At 37.6% G+C, this 17,620-nt stretch carries 17 protein-coding genes; 16 read left to right on the forward strand and 1 reads right to left on the reverse strand.

The features are described 5' to 3' along the window. The coding region (locus tag BFM98_RS16090; RefSeq protein ID WP_139111246.1) for an IS3 family transposase at positions 1-156 on the forward strand (156 nt) is incomplete at its 5' end. Between the two features lie 59 nt (positions 157-215). On the opposite strand, the gene BFM98_RS16095 is transcribed toward BFM98_RS16090, so the two are convergent. After that, positions 216-1,202, reverse strand: coding sequence for a metal-dependent hydrolase (locus tag BFM98_RS16095; protein WP_066037902.1), 987 nt, complete (start codon positions 1,200-1,202; stop codon positions 216-218). 197 nt (positions 1,203-1,399) lie between these two features. On the opposite strand from BFM98_RS16095, the gene mutY reads away from it, so the two are divergent. The 15 genes from mutY (at position 1,400) to BFM98_RS16170 (ending at position 17,620) form a co-directional block, all read left to right on the forward strand. Continuing rightward, positions 1,400-2,449, forward strand: coding sequence for an A/G-specific adenine glycosylase (gene mutY, locus BFM98_RS16100; protein WP_048394777.1), 1,050 nt, complete (start codon positions 1,400-1,402; stop codon positions 2,447-2,449). A gap of 77 nt (positions 2,450-2,526) precedes the next feature. Next, entirely contained in the window at positions 2,527-2,706 is a 180-nt protein-coding gene (locus BFM98_RS16105) for a gamma-type small acid-soluble spore protein (RefSeq protein ID WP_004230485.1), read from the forward strand. 318 nt (positions 2,707-3,024) lie between these two features. After that, on the forward strand, positions 3,025-3,576 hold the full coding sequence (gene ntdP / locus BFM98_RS16110) for a nucleoside tri-diphosphate phosphatase (RefSeq protein ID WP_004230486.1): 552 nt from the start codon (positions 3,025-3,027) through the stop codon (positions 3,574-3,576). 200 nt (positions 3,577-3,776) lie between these two features. Beyond that, positions 3,777-5,501, forward strand: a complete 1,725-nt coding sequence (locus BFM98_RS16115; RefSeq protein WP_175400766.1) for an ABC transporter ATP-binding protein — start codon at positions 3,777-3,779, stop codon at positions 5,499-5,501. 296 nt (positions 5,502-5,797) lie between these two features. After that, positions 5,798-6,811, forward strand: a complete 1,014-nt coding sequence (locus tag BFM98_RS16120; RefSeq protein ID WP_066037904.1) for an ABC transporter ATP-binding protein — start codon at positions 5,798-5,800, stop codon at positions 6,809-6,811. After that, on the forward strand, positions 6,786-7,766 hold the full coding sequence (locus BFM98_RS16125) for an ABC transporter ATP-binding protein (protein WP_048394771.1): 981 nt from the start codon (positions 6,786-6,788) through the stop codon (positions 7,764-7,766). Before BFM98_RS16120 ends, BFM98_RS16125 begins: the two co-directional genes overlap by 26 nt. A gap of 30 nt (positions 7,767-7,796) precedes the next feature. After that, the gene (locus BFM98_RS16130) at positions 7,797-9,413 is read left to right on the forward strand and encodes an ABC transporter substrate-binding protein (protein ID WP_048394768.1); all 1,617 of its coding nucleotides are present in this window, start codon (positions 7,797-7,799) and stop codon (positions 9,411-9,413) included. A gap of 225 nt (positions 9,414-9,638) precedes the next feature. Further along, on the forward strand, positions 9,639-10,643 hold the full coding sequence (locus BFM98_RS16135; RefSeq protein ID WP_048394767.1) for an ABC transporter permease: 1,005 nt from the start codon (positions 9,639-9,641) through the stop codon (positions 10,641-10,643). Between the two features lie 12 nt (positions 10,644-10,655). After that, complete coding sequence (gene nikC, locus BFM98_RS16140) at positions 10,656-11,552, forward strand: nickel transporter permease (RefSeq protein ID WP_054549024.1); 897 nt, start codon at positions 10,656-10,658, stop codon at positions 11,550-11,552. A 277-nt stretch (positions 11,553-11,829) separates the two neighbouring features. Then, on the forward strand, positions 11,830-12,447 hold the full coding sequence (locus tag BFM98_RS16145; protein WP_048394762.1) for a TerD family protein: 618 nt from the start codon (positions 11,830-11,832) through the stop codon (positions 12,445-12,447). Positions 12,448-12,477: 30 nt separating this feature from the next. Next, a complete protein-coding gene (locus BFM98_RS16150) occupies positions 12,478-13,059 on the forward strand; it encodes a TerD family protein (RefSeq protein ID WP_048394760.1) in 582 nt (193 codons plus the stop codon). A gap of 34 nt (positions 13,060-13,093) precedes the next feature. Continuing rightward, positions 13,094-13,669 (forward strand): TerD family protein, encoded by a 576-nt coding sequence (locus tag BFM98_RS16155; protein WP_016994007.1) that lies wholly within the window; start codon positions 13,094-13,096, stop codon positions 13,667-13,669. 321 nt (positions 13,670-13,990) lie between these two features. Continuing rightward, positions 13,991-15,184, forward strand: coding sequence for an HpcH/HpaI aldolase/citrate lyase family protein (locus BFM98_RS16160; RefSeq protein ID WP_066037905.1), 1,194 nt, complete (start codon positions 13,991-13,993; stop codon positions 15,182-15,184). Continuing rightward, the gene (locus tag BFM98_RS16165) at positions 15,165-16,523 is read left to right on the forward strand and encodes a phosphoribosyltransferase family protein (RefSeq protein ID WP_066037906.1); all 1,359 of its coding nucleotides are present in this window, start codon (positions 15,165-15,167) and stop codon (positions 16,521-16,523) included. The genes BFM98_RS16160 and BFM98_RS16165 overlap by 20 nt, the downstream gene beginning before the upstream one ends. Further along, positions 16,520-17,620 (forward strand): cysteine protease StiP family protein, encoded by a 1,101-nt coding sequence (locus BFM98_RS16170; protein WP_066037907.1) that lies wholly within the window; start codon positions 16,520-16,522, stop codon positions 17,618-17,620. Before BFM98_RS16165 ends, BFM98_RS16170 begins: the two co-directional genes overlap by 4 nt.

Genomic DNA, 17,620 nt, shown 5'->3' on the forward strand with positions numbered 1-17,620 from the left:
AAGAGACAGTTCCTCTACTTAAAGGAATTTGATAGTGTCGAGCATTTTAAAAAGGAACTTGAAAAGTATATAACGTATTACAACACGAGACGTTTAAAGGCAAAATTAAAACTGAGTCCGGTAGAATACCGAACTCAGTTTACCCAAGCTGCCTAAACGAAATAACCGTGTCTAACTTATAGGGGTCACTTCAAATATTGGTCAGGGTTTACTGCTTAATTACTCGCACCAATTTGTAGTTTTTTCTGGAGCTTATCTTCTGTAAAGATCCAGCCTGTGTAAGACGTAATAATGTCATTCGCATCATTTAAATGTGCTACGGCAACGAAAGGATAGCGATTGTCACTACGGTAACGCAAATCGATTAACCTTACTTCTATTAAGCCGTTTTCAAGCTCGGAAATCTCCCATCGATACATAGGAGAGAAAGACACAAATGCAGCTAAGTTAGGATCTTTCATTGCAGCATCTACAAGCGCAGTTTTAGGCAAAGGCTTAATTTCGAATTTATCGTAAATATTAACAGTCCTTCCATAAGCACGGCCAACATAATAATGAGTTTTGGACTTTGCTGCGATTCGCCAGTGGAAGAAGCGCATAGTAGGTGCTACAATGACATATTCTTCATCTTGAATAGTATGATGCACCGCGTTTTTTACTGCTTTTTGCACAGCAAAACGCAAAATATAGTAAATCACGATAACCACGTACATGATACTGAATGTCCATACTGGATTTGTGCCAAATGCCCATAACACAATACCTACACAATGTAAGGTAAAAATGATGGGATCGAAGGTATTAATGACACCTAACGCAACCCATTTTCGAGAGAAAGGTCGAATTGCTTGTGTACCATACGCGTTAAAAATATCGACAAAAACATGAAGTGCAACAGCTAAAAATGTCCAAAGCCATAAATGTAACACATTCACATCTTGCAAAATCAGTGATAAAACAATTGTAATTAAAATTGGCCATAAAACTACAGCTGGTAGTGAGTGTGTAATTCCTCGATGATGTCTGATATAGATGGCGTTATTACGTAGTTTTAACACAGTGTCGACATCTGGAGCTTGTGAGCCAATAATTGTACCTGCCATTACTGCTGTAAAAGTCATTGAATGATTGGCTACTACAGGGTCAGCTAATGCAAGACCGCCAAGGGCAATACCCATAACGAAATGTGTACCTGAATCCAAAAATATCCACTCCTAGTATGCATTAAAATCGAGTACAATGTGCATACAACTTTATTTCGAACATAATAAAAGGTATATTGAAATATTCTGACACTCGTGCGTAAGCGACGATTATTGTCGATCTTCCACGAATATTCTTTTCTTCATTGTATACCCTTTTCATCATAAATTAAATCGTAAAAACAACGGAGGTCACTGTGAATTACCCATATGTAACAGAATTTCGACAATCATTAGTTGACTGGTTTAACACAGAGAAGCGTGATTTACCGTGGAGACACACAACAGATCCTTATAAAATTTGGGTATCTGAAGTGATGCTACAACAGACACGTGTCGACACAGTTATTCCTTATTACAATCGCTTTATGGAAAGTTTTCCAACATTAGATTTGCTTGCGGAAGCACCCCAAGAATACTTATTAAAGCATTGGGAAGGTCTTGGCTATTATTCTCGTGCTCGCAATTTACAAGCAGGTGCTCGTGAGGTTATAGAAAATTACGGTGGTATAGTACCTGACAATCGCCATGAAATATCTAAATTAAAAGGTGTTGGTCCCTATACTGCAGGTGCTATTTTAAGTATTGCCTATAATAAGCCTGAACATGCAGTTGACGGTAATGTTATGCGGGTTCTAAGTAGAGTGCTTGATATACATGAAGATATAGCTATTCCCAAAACGAAGAAAATTTTCGAAAGTGCAGTTGAGGAACTAATTGATCCTGATCATGCTTCATCGTTTAACCAGGGCTTAATGGAGCTGGGTGCACTTATTTGTACACCTACCTCTCCAAAATGTTTATTATGCCCAGTCAGAGAGTATTGCACAGCTTTTAATGAGGGAGAACCAGAAAAATTACCTGTCAAATCAAAAAAGATAAAAATGAAGCATCTCACATATGATGTTCTCGTATATGAAAATGACAAAGGACAATTTTTAATGCAACAACGTCCTGAGCAAGGCCTGCTAGCTAATCTATGGCAATTTCCAATGATTGATACAAGCCAATCTTCGGTAGAAAACTTTACAATGGAATATAAAGTAATTGTCCAAGCCAAACATGAATTACTTACATTTAAACATGTTTTTTCACATTTAACTTGGCATTTAAATAGCTATTATATAAAATGCGAATCGACTGAGCTAGGTGATTGGCTAAATCGTGAGCAAATAGAACTCTTACCGATGCCTGTGCCTATGCTAAAAATTTGGGATGAAGTAAAAAAGCAAACAGCAGGAAAATAAATCCTTCTTAAAATCATTGATTCATGAGCATAAAAGTCATCACCTCCGTACACAATAACTAGCGTGGAGGTGAATGAATGATGAAAAAACAAAACAACCAAAATTTCCAACCGAATAAAAACATGCAACGTCAAAGTGAAGAGTTTGGTTATGAAACGGACGTAAATGAAGTGCAAAAGCAAAATGCGAAAGCAGAGCAAAAGAAAGCTCCAGCTTCTGGCCGTTTCTCAAAAACTAACCAAGATCTAGGTGAGTAACACTTTGTAACTGCATAATTGCATTTACCTCTAAGGGGCTGTCTTAAATCCGAAAAGATGAAAAAGACAGCCCCTTTCAAATTGTTTAGGTAAGTAAATCGTCCGCTTAAAAGGAAATTCTCTATGGCATTAACTAAAAAATCCCATCAAAGCTGACATTATAATAAAATTCGCTTATAATTGACTAAATTTTATACAAATTCAAAATAGCGTAGTGAAATTTGTGGTTTTCTAACTACACCTTTCGCGTACACATTGCTATAATATACTAGAGACTGCTAGATTTAGGTAGCATAGACGAAAAGGTGGGCTAACAAAATGGCATTACCGGTAGAAGGAGAAACGATACAAATACATAGTTATAAGCACAATGGCCGTATCCACCGTGTTTGGCAAGAAACGATGGTTTTAAAAGGAACGAAAAATATCGTAATCGGTGCGAATGAACGGACACTTGTGACAGAATCCGATGGTCGTACATGGCTAACGAGAGAGCCCTCTATTTGCTACTTCCATGCGGAACACTGGTTTAACATCATCTGTATGCTACGTGAAGACGGTGTGTATTATTATTGCAATCTAAGCTCACCATTTGTTTTCGATAATAATGCCATTAAATATATCGACTATGATTTAGATATTAAAGTTTTTCCTGACATGTCTTATACCCTTTTAGACGAGGATGAATATGAGCTCCATCGTAAGGAAATGTCTTATCCTGATGTCATAGATAAGATTTTAAAGCGCAATGTCGATAAATTAATAAGCTGGATTCAACAAAAAAGAGGACCATTTGCACCCGATTTCATCGATGTCTGGACAAATCGTTACAAGTTCCAGCTTGATATGCAGTCAGATGATCAATCATGACACCTATTAGTTTAACTAATAGGTGTTTTTTTATTGGAGGGAACAGAGTGTTGTTAAGGTAAAGGTAAAATAGTTCGCTATAAAGTCATCATAACTGTATTTTAATCAAAATATTGCTATAATACTTAGGGCATTCATCTTCGAATGTCTGTTTCTTTTTGTAAGGATGTGATGATAAATTGGGAAGCATTAAGCGATATATGCGCTTTGTTAAACCATATACATGGGAAATTATTTTAACGATTATCATTGGTATAGTAAAATTTGCTATTCCACTATTTATTCCACTGCTCATTAAGATTGTGCTAGACGATATTATTGCAGCAGATGACTTAACAGATGTAGAAAAAACAAAAGAACTATTTTATTGGCTAGGTGGAACTATTATTGTGTTCTTTATTATCCGTCCACCTATTGAGTATTATCGACAATATTTTGCACAACACGTAAGCAACAAGGTACTATTTGATATTCGTAAGGAAATTTATGCACATTTACAGCGTTTAAGCTTAAGGTATTATGCCAATACACGGGCAGGGGATGTTATTTCAAGGGTAATTAATGACGTTGAACAAACAAAAACCTTTGTCATGACGGGGTTAATGAATGTTTGGTTAGATTTGGCGACGATTGTAATTGCGATTGCCATTATGCTAACCATGGATGTGAAGCTAACACTAGTAGCGTTGGTCGCATTTCCATTTTATGCTTTCAGTGTGAAATACTTCTTTGGCAAATTGAGAGATTTGACACGGAAACGTTCTCAAGCACTTGCAGGTGTACAAAGCTATTTACATGAACGTGTAGCTGGTATGAGCATTATTAAAAGCTTTACTTTAGAAAAGCATGAACAAAAATTGTTCGATTCAGCAAACGGTGAGTTTTTAGAAAAAGCGCTTGATCAAACAAAGTGGAACGCAAAATCATTTGCTGTCGTGAATACCATTACAGATGTAGCACCATTACTAGTTATAGCCTATGCGGGCTATCAAGTAATAAATGGGTCACTTTCAGTTGGAACAATGGTTGCTTTTATTGCTTATATTGAACGTTTATATGGCCCACTTCGTCGACTTGTTAGCTCGTCCACAACTTTAACACAGTCAATCGCTTCAATGGATCGAATGTTCGATTTAATAGATGAGCCTTATGAAGTCAAGGATAAGGACTATGCTGGTGAACTCCCACGTGCAAATGGGCAGGTTCGCTTTCACAATGTATCCTTCCAATATGAAGAAACTGGCTCACCTATTATAGATGCTATCGATTTAACGATAAATCCTGGAGAGACTGTTGCCTTTGTAGGGATGAGTGGTGGTGGTAAGTCAACGATTATCAGTTTAATTCCTCGCTTTTATGATACAACAAGCGGGCAAGTGACCATTGATGGAAAAGATGTACGGGATGTCACTTTACATTCCTTACGATCTCAAATTGGTATTGTCCTGCAAGATAATATACTTTTTAGTGATTCTGTCAAAGAGAATATCTTAATGGGGAGACCAGATGCAACAGATGCACAGGTCATCGAAGCAGCCAAAGCGGCAAATGCCCATGACTTTATTATGAGTCTGCCTAATGGTTATGACACAAAGGTTGGGGAAAGAGGAGTAAAGCTCTCTGGCGGACAAAAACAACGAGTTGCCATTGCGCGTGTGTTTTTAAAAAATCCACCAATTCTAATCCTGGACGAGGCTACTTCTGCATTAGATCTAGAAAGTGAAGCACTGATTCAAGAATCATTAGACAAGCTTGCCCATGAACGAACAACTATTATTATTGCGCACCGTCTTTCTACTATTACCCATGCTGACAAGATATTCGTCATCGATCATGGTCAATTAATTGAAAGTGGAACACATGAACAGTTAATGGACAGTCAAGGGACATATTATAATTTATTCCAAGTACAGCACTTAGATTAAAATTTTCCGAAAATTAAACGGTTTAAGAAATTTTTTCAAAAAAAGTCTTTCATTTATTCGAAAATGGAAGGCTATTTTTTTTTGAAAAAAGTAAAAAATTATCTCTTTATAAGATTTTATTATTATGGAAGGCGATTATTGTAGAAATTCTATGTAATTTGCAGAATATTAATGATTGAAAGAGTAAGGATTTTTAGTTAGAATTATCTGAAAATAAGGAATTTAACGAAAGTTATAGTATTCTATTAATATTATTATACATTTAAGTAAAATATAGGTAGGGTGGGGCGTTACACATGAGGAAAAAACTACTAGAAATAAAAGGTTTGAAAACAACCTTTTTCACAGATAATGGGCAAATTCCTGCTGTAGACGATATCGATTTTTCTGTCCATGAAGGGGAAATTTTAGGGATTGTAGGAGAATCGGGAAGTGGTAAAAGTGTTACGTCGCTGTCCATCATGGGATTAATTCCATCACCACCAGGTAAAATAACGGGTGGAGAAATTTTGCTAGATGGCAAAAATATTGCTAAATGTACGGATAAACAAATGCAAAAAATACGTGGAAAAGACATTGCAATGATTTTCCAAGAGCCAATGACTTCGCTAAACCCTTTGTTCACGATTGGTGACCAGTTAAAGGAGGCTATATTAATCCATAATCCAAAATGGTCGAAAAAGGAAGCGTTTGCAAGAGCAGTTGAAATCATGAAATTGGTGGGTCTACCACGTGCTGAGGAATTGCTAAAGGACTACCCACATCAGCTGTCTGGCGGTATGCGTCAACGTGTGATGATTGCCATGGCACTTGTCTGTGATCCTCAAGTATTAATTGCAGATGAGCCTACAACTGCATTGGATGTTACAATACAAGCCCAAATTTTACAGCTTATGAAAGACTTAAATAAACGATTGAATACAGCTGTGTTGTTAATTACACATGATCTGGGGGTTGTCGCGGAAACCTGTGAGCGAGTGATTGTTATGTATGCAGGACAAATAGTGGAAGAGGCGCCGATTCATGAAATTTTCACTAATCCTAAACATCCCTATACGCAAGGACTTATTCAATCAGTACCTGACATGCGTTATAAAAAGGAAAATTTATACTCCATTCCTGGAAGTGTACCGAAACCAGGAAGTATTCAAGTAGGCTGTCGTTTTGCGGCACGCTGTCAATATGCAATGGAACGTTGTTTACAGGAAACACCACCTTTATTTGAAGCAACAGAGAATCATAAATCGAGATGTTTTTTACTAGAGAAGCAGGAGGTGGAGCAACGTGTCGAAAGCGTTATTAAAGGTTGAGGGGTTAAAAAAATATTTTCCGATTCGAAAAGGAGTCCTTAATTCACATGCCGGGGATGTAAAGGCTGTAGATGATGTTTCCTTTGAAGTATTTGAAGGAGAAACATTAGGAATTGTTGGCGAATCAGGCTGTGGTAAATCCACAACGGGTCGATTATTAATGCGTTTACTAGAGCCAACTGGAGGCAGGATAGAATTCGCAGGCAAAATGATTTCAGAATTATCCAACAATGAAATGAGGAAGGCACGTAGAGATATTCAAATGATTTTTCAGGATCCCTATGCCTCACTAAATCCTCGCCATAACATCGGCAAAATTTTAGAGGAGCCTCTTATTGTTCATGGGATAGGTAATGCCAAAGAGCGAAAACAAAAAGTGTTGGAGCTACTTGAGATTGTTGGATTGAATGAATATCATATCAAGCGCTATCCGCATCAATTTAGTGGAGGACAAAGGCAACGTATTGGCATTGCTAGAGCCCTGATGACCAATCCACGCTTAATTATTGCGGACGAGCCAGTATCTGCACTTGATGTATCCATCCAGGCACAGGTTTTGAATTTATTGCAAAAGCTGCAAAAGGATTTAAGGCTAACTTATATTTTTATTTCCCATGATTTAGGGGTTGTGCGTCATATTAGTAATCGAGTTGGCGTTATGTATTTAGGTAAATTAGTTGAGCTGACAGCGAGTGAGGATTTATATGCTGAACCGCTTCATCCATATACACAAGCACTTTTATCTTCGGTTCCTGTTCCAGATCCTACGTTTGAACGGGAACAGATCATCATTTCTGGAGATATTCCAAGTGCATCAAACCCGCCAAGCGGTTGTACTTTCCATACGAGATGTCCGTTTAAAAAGGATCAGTGCTCACAGGTAGTACCTAAAATGCAAGAAGTGAAACCAGGTCATTATGTTGCTTGCCATCTTTACGAGGCACTCCAACATTAAATGATATAAAAACTCATAGGGGGAAATTCGATGAAGAAAAAGAAGTTTTGGACTTTAGGTGTAATGCTACTCCTTATTCTCTCGACAATCTTAGCAGCATGTGGCGGCTCAGATACTAAGGATACGGGTAGTAAAGATACTTCAACTGGTGGCGATACAGCTAGCAGTGGAGAACCAAAAATTTTAGTGTATGGTCGTGGTGGAGATTCTGTAGCACTTGACCCTGCTGTTGTTACAGACGGTGAATCCTTCACAGTGACAGCTAATATTTATGAAACACTTGTAAACTTCGGAGAGCAAGATGTAACAATTCAACCAGGCTTAGCCAAATCATGGGAGGCATCAGAGGATGGTTTAACGTATACTTTCCAGCTACAAGAAGGTGTGAAATTCCATGATGGCACAGATTTCAATGCTGAGGCTGTTGTTAAAAATATTGAACGTTGGAAAACAGGTGCAGATAAACACCCTTACTTTAGTTCGCAATTTGTCGTTGGTGATAAGCAAGTAATTGAATCAGTAACTGCAGAGGGAGACTACACAGTTGTCTTTAAGTTAAGTCAACCTCAAGCACCATTCCTGAAAAATTTAGCAATGTCTCCATTTGCGATTGCTTCTCCAACAGCATTTGAAGCAGATGAAGAAGGTTTATCTGCAAATCCTGTAGGAACAGGTCCATTCAAATTTGTTAGCTGGGTACGTAATGATTCAATCACAATTGAGAAAAACCCGGATTACTATATTGATGGCTATCCTAAATTAGATAAAGTAATTTATCGTTCTATTCCAGAAAACTCAGCACGTTTAAATGATTTATTAGCAGGCAATATTGATGTAGCTGATGGCTTAAGCCCATCTGATAAAGCAACAATCGAAGGTGATGCTAATTTACAGTTAATCGAACGTCCATCTATGAACGTTGGTTACCTTGGTTTAACTGTTACACGTCCTCCTTTTGATAATGTAAAAGTGCGTCAAGCAGTCAACTATGCAATTGATAAACAAGCATTAGTAGATGCATTTTATGAAGGGCTAGCTGAGCCAGCGAAAAACCCAATGCCACCAGTAATTTCTGGTTATAACGATGAAGTGACAGGCTATACGTATGATCCTGAAAAAGCGAAAGCATTACTTGCTGAAGCAGGCTACGATGGCAAGGAAATTGAGCTATGGGCAATGCCAGTACCACGTCCATACATGCCAGACGGACAAAAAGTGGCTGAAGCGATTCAAAAGAACTTAGAAGACGTGGGTATTAAATCTAAAATTGTGTCATTTGAATGGGCTACGTATTTAGAAAAAGCTCAAAACGGTGAAGCGGATGCATTCCTACTTGGCTGGACAGGCGATAATGGGGATGCGGATAACTTCCTATACACGTTATTAGACGGCGATAATATTGGTTCTAATAACTATACGTTCTATGATAATCCAGAATTACACAAGATATTAACAGCTGCTCAAACTGAGATTGATGAAGACAAGCGTAATGAACTTTATAAGCAAGCTCAAGTAATTATTTCTGAAGATGCTCCATGGGTTCCACTTGCTCACTCTATTCCAATTTTAGCTGCTAACAAGAAAGTTACAAATTACATTGCGCATCCTACTGGTTCTGACCGTTTAGATGCAGTAGATATTCAATAGTAAATTTCATCATTTTTAATTGAACAAAGGAATGTGAAGAATCTGCTTGCTTTTCTGCGGGTAAGCCGTGGAAATCTCGCAGATTCTTTTCAAGTAAAGATAATGATTATTTCCTGTATGAAAGAATTCAACTAAACATTCAAAACCGTTTAGTGAAGGCTCAACCTTTCAACAGTATATAAAGACTTCACAGTAGATTATGAAAATCATAGAGAGGTGATGAAAATGCTTCACTATATGGGGAGACGTTTACTTCAACTAATCCCAGTTTTGCTTGGAATGACTTTTATCGTCTTTATGTTGATACGGGCAATTCCTGGAAATCCAGCACAAGTTATTTTAGGACAACAGGCAACAAAAGAGGCGGTCGAGGCGTTAAACGCAAGTTTAGGATTAGATAAGCCGTGGTATACACAATATTTTAGTTACTTAGCAGGTATTTTTCAGGGAGATTTAGGGGTTTCCCTACGTACGAAACTACCTGTATCAGAAGAAATTTTCCCATACTTAGCAGCAACGGCCGAACTTGCACTATTTGCGATGATCATTGCGATTGTTATTGGTGTGAATGCGGGCATTATTTCTGCGTGGTTCCAAAATTCTTGGTTTGATTATACAGCAATGATTATAGCGTTAATCGGTGTATCTGTACCCGTGTTCTGGCTTGGATTGATGGAGCAATGGACATTTAGTAGTAAGCTTGGATGGCTGCCTACATCTGGTCGAGAAGATGTGCGAAATCCAATTACCGCCATAACCCATTTCTATTTATTGGATACGCTCATTCAAGGCCGCTTTGATCAATTCATCGAAGTTATAAAACGATTAATATTACCAGGAGTAGCACTTGCAACGATTCCGATGGCTATCATTGCCAGAATCACAAGGTCCTCCATGCTGGAAGTTATGCGTTCAGATTATGTAAGGACTGCAAGAGCAAAAGGACAAAAAATGTTTATTGTTGTTTATAAGCATGCATTAAAGAATGCAGTTATTCCTGTGTTAACGGTAATTGGTCTACAAACTGGATTACTGCTAGGTGGTGCCATTTTAACAGAGACGATTTTTAGTTGGCCAGGAATTGGTCGTTATATTTATGATGCGATTGGCTTCAGGGATTATCCCGTTATTCAATCAGGTATTCTCGTCGTTGCATTTATTTTCATCATGATTAACTTAATCGTGGATTTACTGTACACAGTAGTCGACCCACGGATTAAATACAAATAGAAGGGAGTTGCAATGATGACTGGAGCAATCGATATAAAAAAAGAAGTATCACCAGTTCGAGAAAAGGCAGTAGGTCCATGGCTCGAAGGGTGGCGTAGTTTTAAAAAGAGTAAAGTATCCCTTGTTGGAGCAGGAATTGTTATATTTTTTATTATACTAGCTGTCATTGGTCCGTTCATTGCACCACAGGGCATCAATGAACAAGATTTAACGAAGCGTTTACTGGCACCATCCGCTGATCATTGGTTTGGAACGGATGATTTTGGACGGGATATTTTTTCCAGGATCATTCACGGTGCAAGGATTTCGCTATGGGTAGGCTTTTTCTCTGTTATTTTGTCCGTGATAATTGGTAGTTTACTTGGCATCATTGCAGGTTATTATGGAAAATGGATCGATACGATAATTTCACGTATTTTTGATATTATGCTAGCTTTCCCTAGTATGCTACTAGCGATTGCAGTAGTATCAGTGCTTGGTCCATCTTTACAAAATGCATTAATCGCCATTGCTATTATTAACGTACCGAATTTTGGGCGCTTAATCCGTTCTAAGGTTTTAAGTGTCAAGGAAGAGGAATATATAGTAGCGGCAAAAGCAATTGGTATGCGTGATGCACGAATTCTATTTTCGCATATTTTGCCGAATTCCATAACCCCAATAATTGTACAGGGAACACTAGCAATTGCGACAGCCATTATTGAAGCGGCAGCATTAGGTTTTCTTGGGCTAGGGGCTCAAGCTCCAGCACCAGAATGGGGAAAAATGTTAGCGGATGCACGGAAGTTTTTATTAAATGCTCCGTGGACGATGATTTTCCCTGGTTTAGCTATTATGTTAACAGTTTTAGGCTTTAATCTAATGGGTGATGGACTACGAGATGCACTTGATCCAAAAATGAAAAGTTAGTAAATAAGACAATAGCCTTCTACAAGTTAGAAGGTTTTTTTAGCTGCTTGGACCATTGGATATAAAAGGAACATTTTTACTACAAAAACGTTTTATAGTATAGAAAAAGACGTGAGGGGCTTTCAAAAATAAGAGAAAACACCTTTTTGGAGCCATTAATTGAATTTTTTGTCACGTTATTTTAGACTTAATTTAAGTAGAAATCTTTTAGCTTAGTAGATTATTGCTTACCATAAAATCTTTCGACTGAAATACATATTTTAGGAGGGTGTTAGAATTGGGGATTAATTTACAAAAAGGACAAAGAGTTGATTTAACAAAGGGTAACGCAGGATTAAATAAAATTAAAGTTGGTTTAGGGTGGGACCCTGTAGGCCAAGAGAAAAGTGGCGGCTTTTTAGGTGGTTTATTTTCTAGCAGAAATAGTGGCAGTGGCAGAAGTATCGACTGTGATGCTTCGGTATTAATGTTACAAGATGATAAGGTTGTAGCGGGTGACGATGTTGTTTATTTCGGAAAATTAACAAGTAGCTGCGGTTCTGTTCGACATTCAGGTGATAATTTAACAGGTGATGGTGATGGTGATGATGAGGTAATTACAATTGAACTATCGTCTGTACCTTCGCAATATAACAAGCTTGTGTTTGTTGTAAACATTTATGATGCGGCAGGTCGCAATCAACACTTTGGTATGATTCATAATGCATATATTCGTGTGTATGATGACAGGACAGGAAGCGAACTAATTCGCTATAATTTAACTGATAATTATTCGAATTTAACGACGTTAGTATGTGGAGAAATTTACCGTCATAATAACGAATGGAAATTTGCTGCGGTTGGTACGGGAACAAATGACATAAAGCTTGGCGACGTTGTTCGAAGATATCAATAAATAATTGACTAAATAGGAGGAATAAAAATTATGGGCATTTCACTACAAAAAGGTCAAAAGGTAGATTTAACTAAAACAAATCCAGGATTAACGAATGTGGTTGTAGGTTTAGGCTGGGATACAAATAAATATGATGGTGGTCATGATTTTGACTTAGACTCCTCTGTGTTTTTACTTGCTGATACAGGTAAAGTTGCAGATCAAAATGATTTTATTTTTTATAACAACACTACAGGTGGCAATGGTTCAGTTGAGCATTCAGGCGATAATTTAACAGGTGTAGGCGAAGGTGACGATGAAGTGGTGAAAGTGGCATTAACTCAAGTACCTGCTCATGTTCAGCGACTAGCCTTCACAGTAACCATTCATGATGCAGAGTCTCGCAGTCAAAACTTCGGTATGGTGTCTAATGCCTATATTCGTATTATGAATGCTGCTTCCAACGAAGAAATTATTCGCTATGATTTAGGCGAGGATTTCAGTATTGAAACAGCTATTGTTGTAGGGGAATTATATCGTCATAACGGAGAATGGAAATTTAATGCGATTGGTGCAGGCTATCAAGGTGGCTTAGCTGCTTTATGTAATGATTATGGCTTAAGTGTAAACTAAAATTTCATCTTTGGACAGAAAGGGAGATTTTTGAATGGCTATACAATTAAGTAAAGGGCAACGTATTGATTTAACAAAGCAAGATCCAGGCTTAAATAGTATTGGCATTGGTTTAGGCTGGGATGTAAAGCAATTTGATGGTGGACAAGACTTTGACCTGGATGCATCTGTATTTTTACTAGATGCTTCAGGTAAATGTCGTAATGAACAGGACTTTATTTTCTATAATAATCTAGCCAGCCCAGACCAGTCTGTTGTCCATACAGGAGATAATCGTACAGGTGCAGGGGATGGGGATGATGAAAAAATTCTTGTCAACTTAAAGCAAGTATCACCTCAAATAGAAAAAATTGTAGTGACAGTTACTATTTACGATGCCGAGGGACGTCATCAAAACTTCGGGCAAGTCTTAAATGCCTATGTACGATTGACGAACGAAGAGTCGGGATCAGAGGTATTGCGTTACGATTTAGGTGAAGATTTCAGTATTGAAACGGCTGTAGTATTTTGTGAGCTGTACCGACATAATGGTGAGTGGAAATTTGCTGCAGTAGGTTCAGGTTACCAGGGTGGACTAGCTGCTTTAATCAATGCATATGGCCTACAGTAACTATGGGATATAGGTGCATGGTGGAGGATCTGATGTGGATGTATTAAATGAGATATTAAATACATATGCACAGTTTTTAAACTAGCAGATGTAACAGGGGCTTATCATAATACACTGAAAATGTGTGTTAGTATATTGGGGCTACCATCCTTCGCATGAAATTTTCGTTATTATTTTAATAGCTGCATTCTTATTGACATTTGTTATTTACAAGTTGAAGAAGAAAACAGCAGTGTAAACAAGGCACTGTATTAGTCTGTATGGAACAGGCTGATACAGTGCTTTTTTCACAAAAGGCATAGTTACTGGGGAGAGGATTAGATGCAACATTTTGCAACAGATGCAGAGATGATTTTTTATAAGAAGCCACAGCCGTTTACAAAATGGGAAACGGCGGATATTTTGTCATATGCCCTAGGTGCGACTTTGTATATGCCTGCTTCCATGCCTACGATTGTGAGCTTAATCCGATCACAAAAATATAAGGAACTCACATCACTTGTCATTGATTTGGAGGATGCAGTTGGAGATGCAGAGTTAGTAGATTGTGAAGCTAAGCTGATAGAGGATATTAGTGAATTATATGCACTCTATCAGCAAAAACAGCTATTACTTCAGGAGCTCCCTTTACTTTTTGTTCGAGTACGTCATGTTGAGCAATTTCAAAGGCTAACAACTGTTTTAGGGAAAAAGCAAGAAATATTAACTGGCTATGTCTTTCCGAAGTTTACAGCAGAACAGGGTGCCCGTTATTTCGAGTTGCTTGAACAAACCATTTTAGAAAATGATTTAATTTTATATGGTATGCCAATTTTAGAAAGTCGTGAGGTACTATATAAGGAATCTCGCATGGAAGCGTTATTAGACATTAAAGCGGTTCTACATCAATACAAAACCCGTGTATTAAATGTACGAATTGGTGCTACCGATTTTTGTGGTATTTACGGAATTCGCCGGCGTATGGATTCTACCATTTATGATATTAGTGTCATACGAGATTGTATTGCAGATATTGTCAATATCTTAGGTCGTGAGGAAGATGGTTTTATTATTTCTGGACCTGTGTGGGAGTATTTTAATAATCAGCGTGTATTAAAGCCCGCACTTAGAGTGACACCATTTAGTGAGAAAGGCGCGCTTGATACAAGGAAAGCGTTATTAGACGATTGTTTAGATGGATTAATGAAAGAAGTTTTAATGGATAAACAAAATGGCATAGTGGGAAAAACAATTATTCATCCGAGCCATATCCGTGTTGTGCATGCCCTGTATGCTATTTCGTATGAGGAATACTTAGATGCGCTAAGTATTATAGAAAATAATGATGGACAAAAAGGTGTTATGAAAAGTCACTATGCTAATAAAATGAATGAAATTAAGCCACATATGAGATGGGCACAACGGATTTTAAAACAGGCTCATGTCTATGGTGTTTATCATGAATCTGTCGATTTTGCCTCACTTTTATTACAGTCTGAAATAGGTGGTAGTGTATATGCAACAACAAATGAGTAAATTAAGCATTTTACCGAATTATTCAATTGATATTGAAATTACCTACAATCCGCATAATTTTGCGCTAACCGATTTGTTTAGAATGGCGGCTCGGATTAATAAGAAGAGACAATTTTTGTTTGTAAGCACGGTACTAGGCAAACATTTGGCTGTCCGTCCGCAAATCCCTTTACTGACAGGAACTCTTTTAGCAATGATGTATCAGCAGCATCTTACGGGACAAAAGGTAATGGCTTCGTCTGTCGTTAAAGCTTTAAAAGACGGAGCTAATTTGGATGTAGTACAAAAATCCATAGAAGGAACCCTAGAATTAACGGATGAAACATTGTTTATTGGCTTTGCTGAGACAGCAACAGCACTTGGACACGCAGTATTTAATGCCTTTCACTCGAATGCTATGTATATCCACACAACACGTGAAGTGTTGCCCGATTTTGAGCCATTTGTTACGTTTGAGGAAGAACATTCACATGCGACAAGCCATAGAATTTATACGGAGGAACCAGAATTTTTACTGCAAGCTAAGCGCATTGTGTTAATTGATGATGAGATTACTACTGGAAATACGGTCATTAATATTATTGAGACTTTAATACAGAAATTTCCTTTAGTGAGACAATATGCGGTACTATCTATTTTAGATTGGCGTTCCCAACAGCAGCAAACAATCTTTAAGCAATTAGAAGTACAATGGGGTATCTCTATAGAATTCATCTCCATTATGTGTGGGAATTTTAGCTGTTCAGGCATTCCAAGCTTAACCAGTACACAACCAAACTTACTAACACAGGTTGCACGAGATATGGACATTTGTCCGATTCAAGTATCTGTTGATCGCAAATTCTATCGTTCTGTTGCGGAGAATGGATTAATAAATAAGTACCCCTATTTACTAGCAACAGGGAGATTTATGCTCACGTCAAAACAGCATGTTGACCAAAAGCAAACGATACAAGCTATTGCTATGCAATTACAAGAGCTAAGAACAAATGGACCAGCGCTTGTTATTGGCTCGGGTGAGTTCATGTATGTTCCTATGCAAATTGCCTCTTATTTAGGAAATGATGTTTATTTTCAGTCAACTACTCGTAGTCCAATCTATTGTACGGATGATTTAGGATATACGATTAACGATAAAATAGCCTTTGAAAGTCCAGAAAATAACGGGGTCACTAATTTTTTATATAATCTTCAAAGCCAGTCTTACACGGAACTTTTTTTCATAGTGGAACGTATAGCAAGTAAAGAGGTAGTTGCTCGTGTGGTAAAGGCATTACAAGAAGCCACTAACGCCAAAGTATATGTAATTAGTATGCATGAATTGGAGGTAGAACGATGATATCGACTTTGCAGCCAGATAAAATGGGGAGTTATGTACCAGAGGACGTTATTTTTTTATTGCGTGATATTGGAAGTGCATTCCTTGAAATGGATAATGAGAAACGTGAACAACTCATTCAATCGGGTATACATTATTCGGAAATGCTGCCAGTGGAGAAGCAACCATCGGATACCTACATGAATCTTTTTTATAAAGCGCTAGATGTTCATGCAGAAAGAATAGCAATCGCCGTTGGAGTAGTGGCAGAGCAAATCATTGAAAATAGAGGATTAGAAAATTTAATTCTTGTGAGTTTAGCTCGTGCAGGTACACCCATTGGTATTTTAATCAAACGGTATATAGCCATGCATTATCATGTGAATGTTCCACATTACTCCATTTCTATACTGCGAGGTCGTGGGTTTGATGAAACGGCAATTCGTTATATTTTGACACAGCATCCTCAAGGAAGTCTGCAATTTATTGATGGTTGGACAGGAAAAGGGGCAATTACCAATGAATTAATTCAATCCTGCCAAAAGTTTAATTTACGATATCAAGAACAGTTAAGTGCCGATTTAGCTGTTTTGGCTGATCCTGGCCATTGTGCAGCTATTTATGGAACTCGTGAGGATTTTTTAATACCATCTGCTTGTTTAAATTCCACTGTATCTGGATTAGTAAGTAGAACGGTATTAAATTTGCAGTTTATGGATGCAAACGATTTTCATGGTGCAAAATACTACAAAGAATTAGAGGCAATAGATGTCTCCAATCTGTACATAGAGCGTATCGTCACATGTTTTGAACAAGTACAGAGTAAAATTGTGCAACAAATTCAAGAGCAAGAAATCTCTCCAATTACATGGGAGGGTATGAAGTCCGTGCAAACAATTCAACGAGATTTTGGTATTGATAATATTCATTTCATTAAGCCAGGTGTTGGGGAAACGACAAGAGTTTTGCTGAGAAGAATACCTTGGAAGATTTTAATTAATCCACAGTACATGCATGAATTGAAACATATTTTATTATTAGCGCAGGAAAAAAATGTATTGATTGAAGAGTATTCGAATATGTCCTATGCATGTTGTGGTTTGATCAAAGAATTATAG

This window comes from Lysinibacillus sp. AR18-8 (genome assembly GCF_001705465.1).
In the GTDB taxonomy this organism is placed as follows: domain Bacteria; phylum Bacillota; class Bacilli; order Bacillales_A; family Planococcaceae; genus Lysinibacillus; species Lysinibacillus capsici.

What these genes read in the sequence shown, in the direction of transcription:
- BFM98_RS16105 (WP_004230485.1), top strand. Translation starts at nt 2,527, where the DNA reads ATGATGAAAAAACAAAACAACCAAAATTTCCAACCGAATAAAAACATG.
- ntdP (WP_004230486.1), top strand. Translation starts at nt 3,025, where the DNA reads ATGGCATTACCGGTAGAAGGAGAAACGATACAAATACATAGTTATAAG.
- BFM98_RS16115 (WP_175400766.1), top strand. Translation starts at nt 3,777, where the DNA reads ATGCGCTTTGTTAAACCATATACATGGGAAATTATTTTAACGATTATC.
- BFM98_RS16120 (WP_066037904.1), top strand. Translation starts at nt 5,798, where the DNA reads ATGAGGAAAAAACTACTAGAAATAAAAGGTTTGAAAACAACCTTTTTC.
- BFM98_RS16130 (WP_048394768.1), top strand. Translation starts at nt 7,797, where the DNA reads ATGAAGAAAAAGAAGTTTTGGACTTTAGGTGTAATGCTACTCCTTATT.
- BFM98_RS16135 (WP_048394767.1), top strand. Translation starts at nt 9,639, where the DNA reads ATGCTTCACTATATGGGGAGACGTTTACTTCAACTAATCCCAGTTTTG.
- nikC (WP_054549024.1), top strand. Translation starts at nt 10,656, where the DNA reads ATGATGACTGGAGCAATCGATATAAAAAAAGAAGTATCACCAGTTCGA.
- BFM98_RS16150 (WP_048394760.1), top strand. Translation starts at nt 12,478, where the DNA reads ATGGGCATTTCACTACAAAAAGGTCAAAAGGTAGATTTAACTAAAACA.
- BFM98_RS16155 (WP_016994007.1), top strand. Translation starts at nt 13,094, where the DNA reads ATGGCTATACAATTAAGTAAAGGGCAACGTATTGATTTAACAAAGCAA.
- BFM98_RS16160 (WP_066037905.1), top strand. Translation starts at nt 13,991, where the DNA reads ATGCAACATTTTGCAACAGATGCAGAGATGATTTTTTATAAGAAGCCA.
- BFM98_RS16165 (WP_066037906.1), top strand. Translation starts at nt 15,165, where the DNA reads ATGCAACAACAAATGAGTAAATTAAGCATTTTACCGAATTATTCAATT.
- BFM98_RS16170 (WP_066037907.1), top strand. Translation starts at nt 16,520, where the DNA reads ATGATATCGACTTTGCAGCCAGATAAAATGGGGAGTTATGTACCAGAG.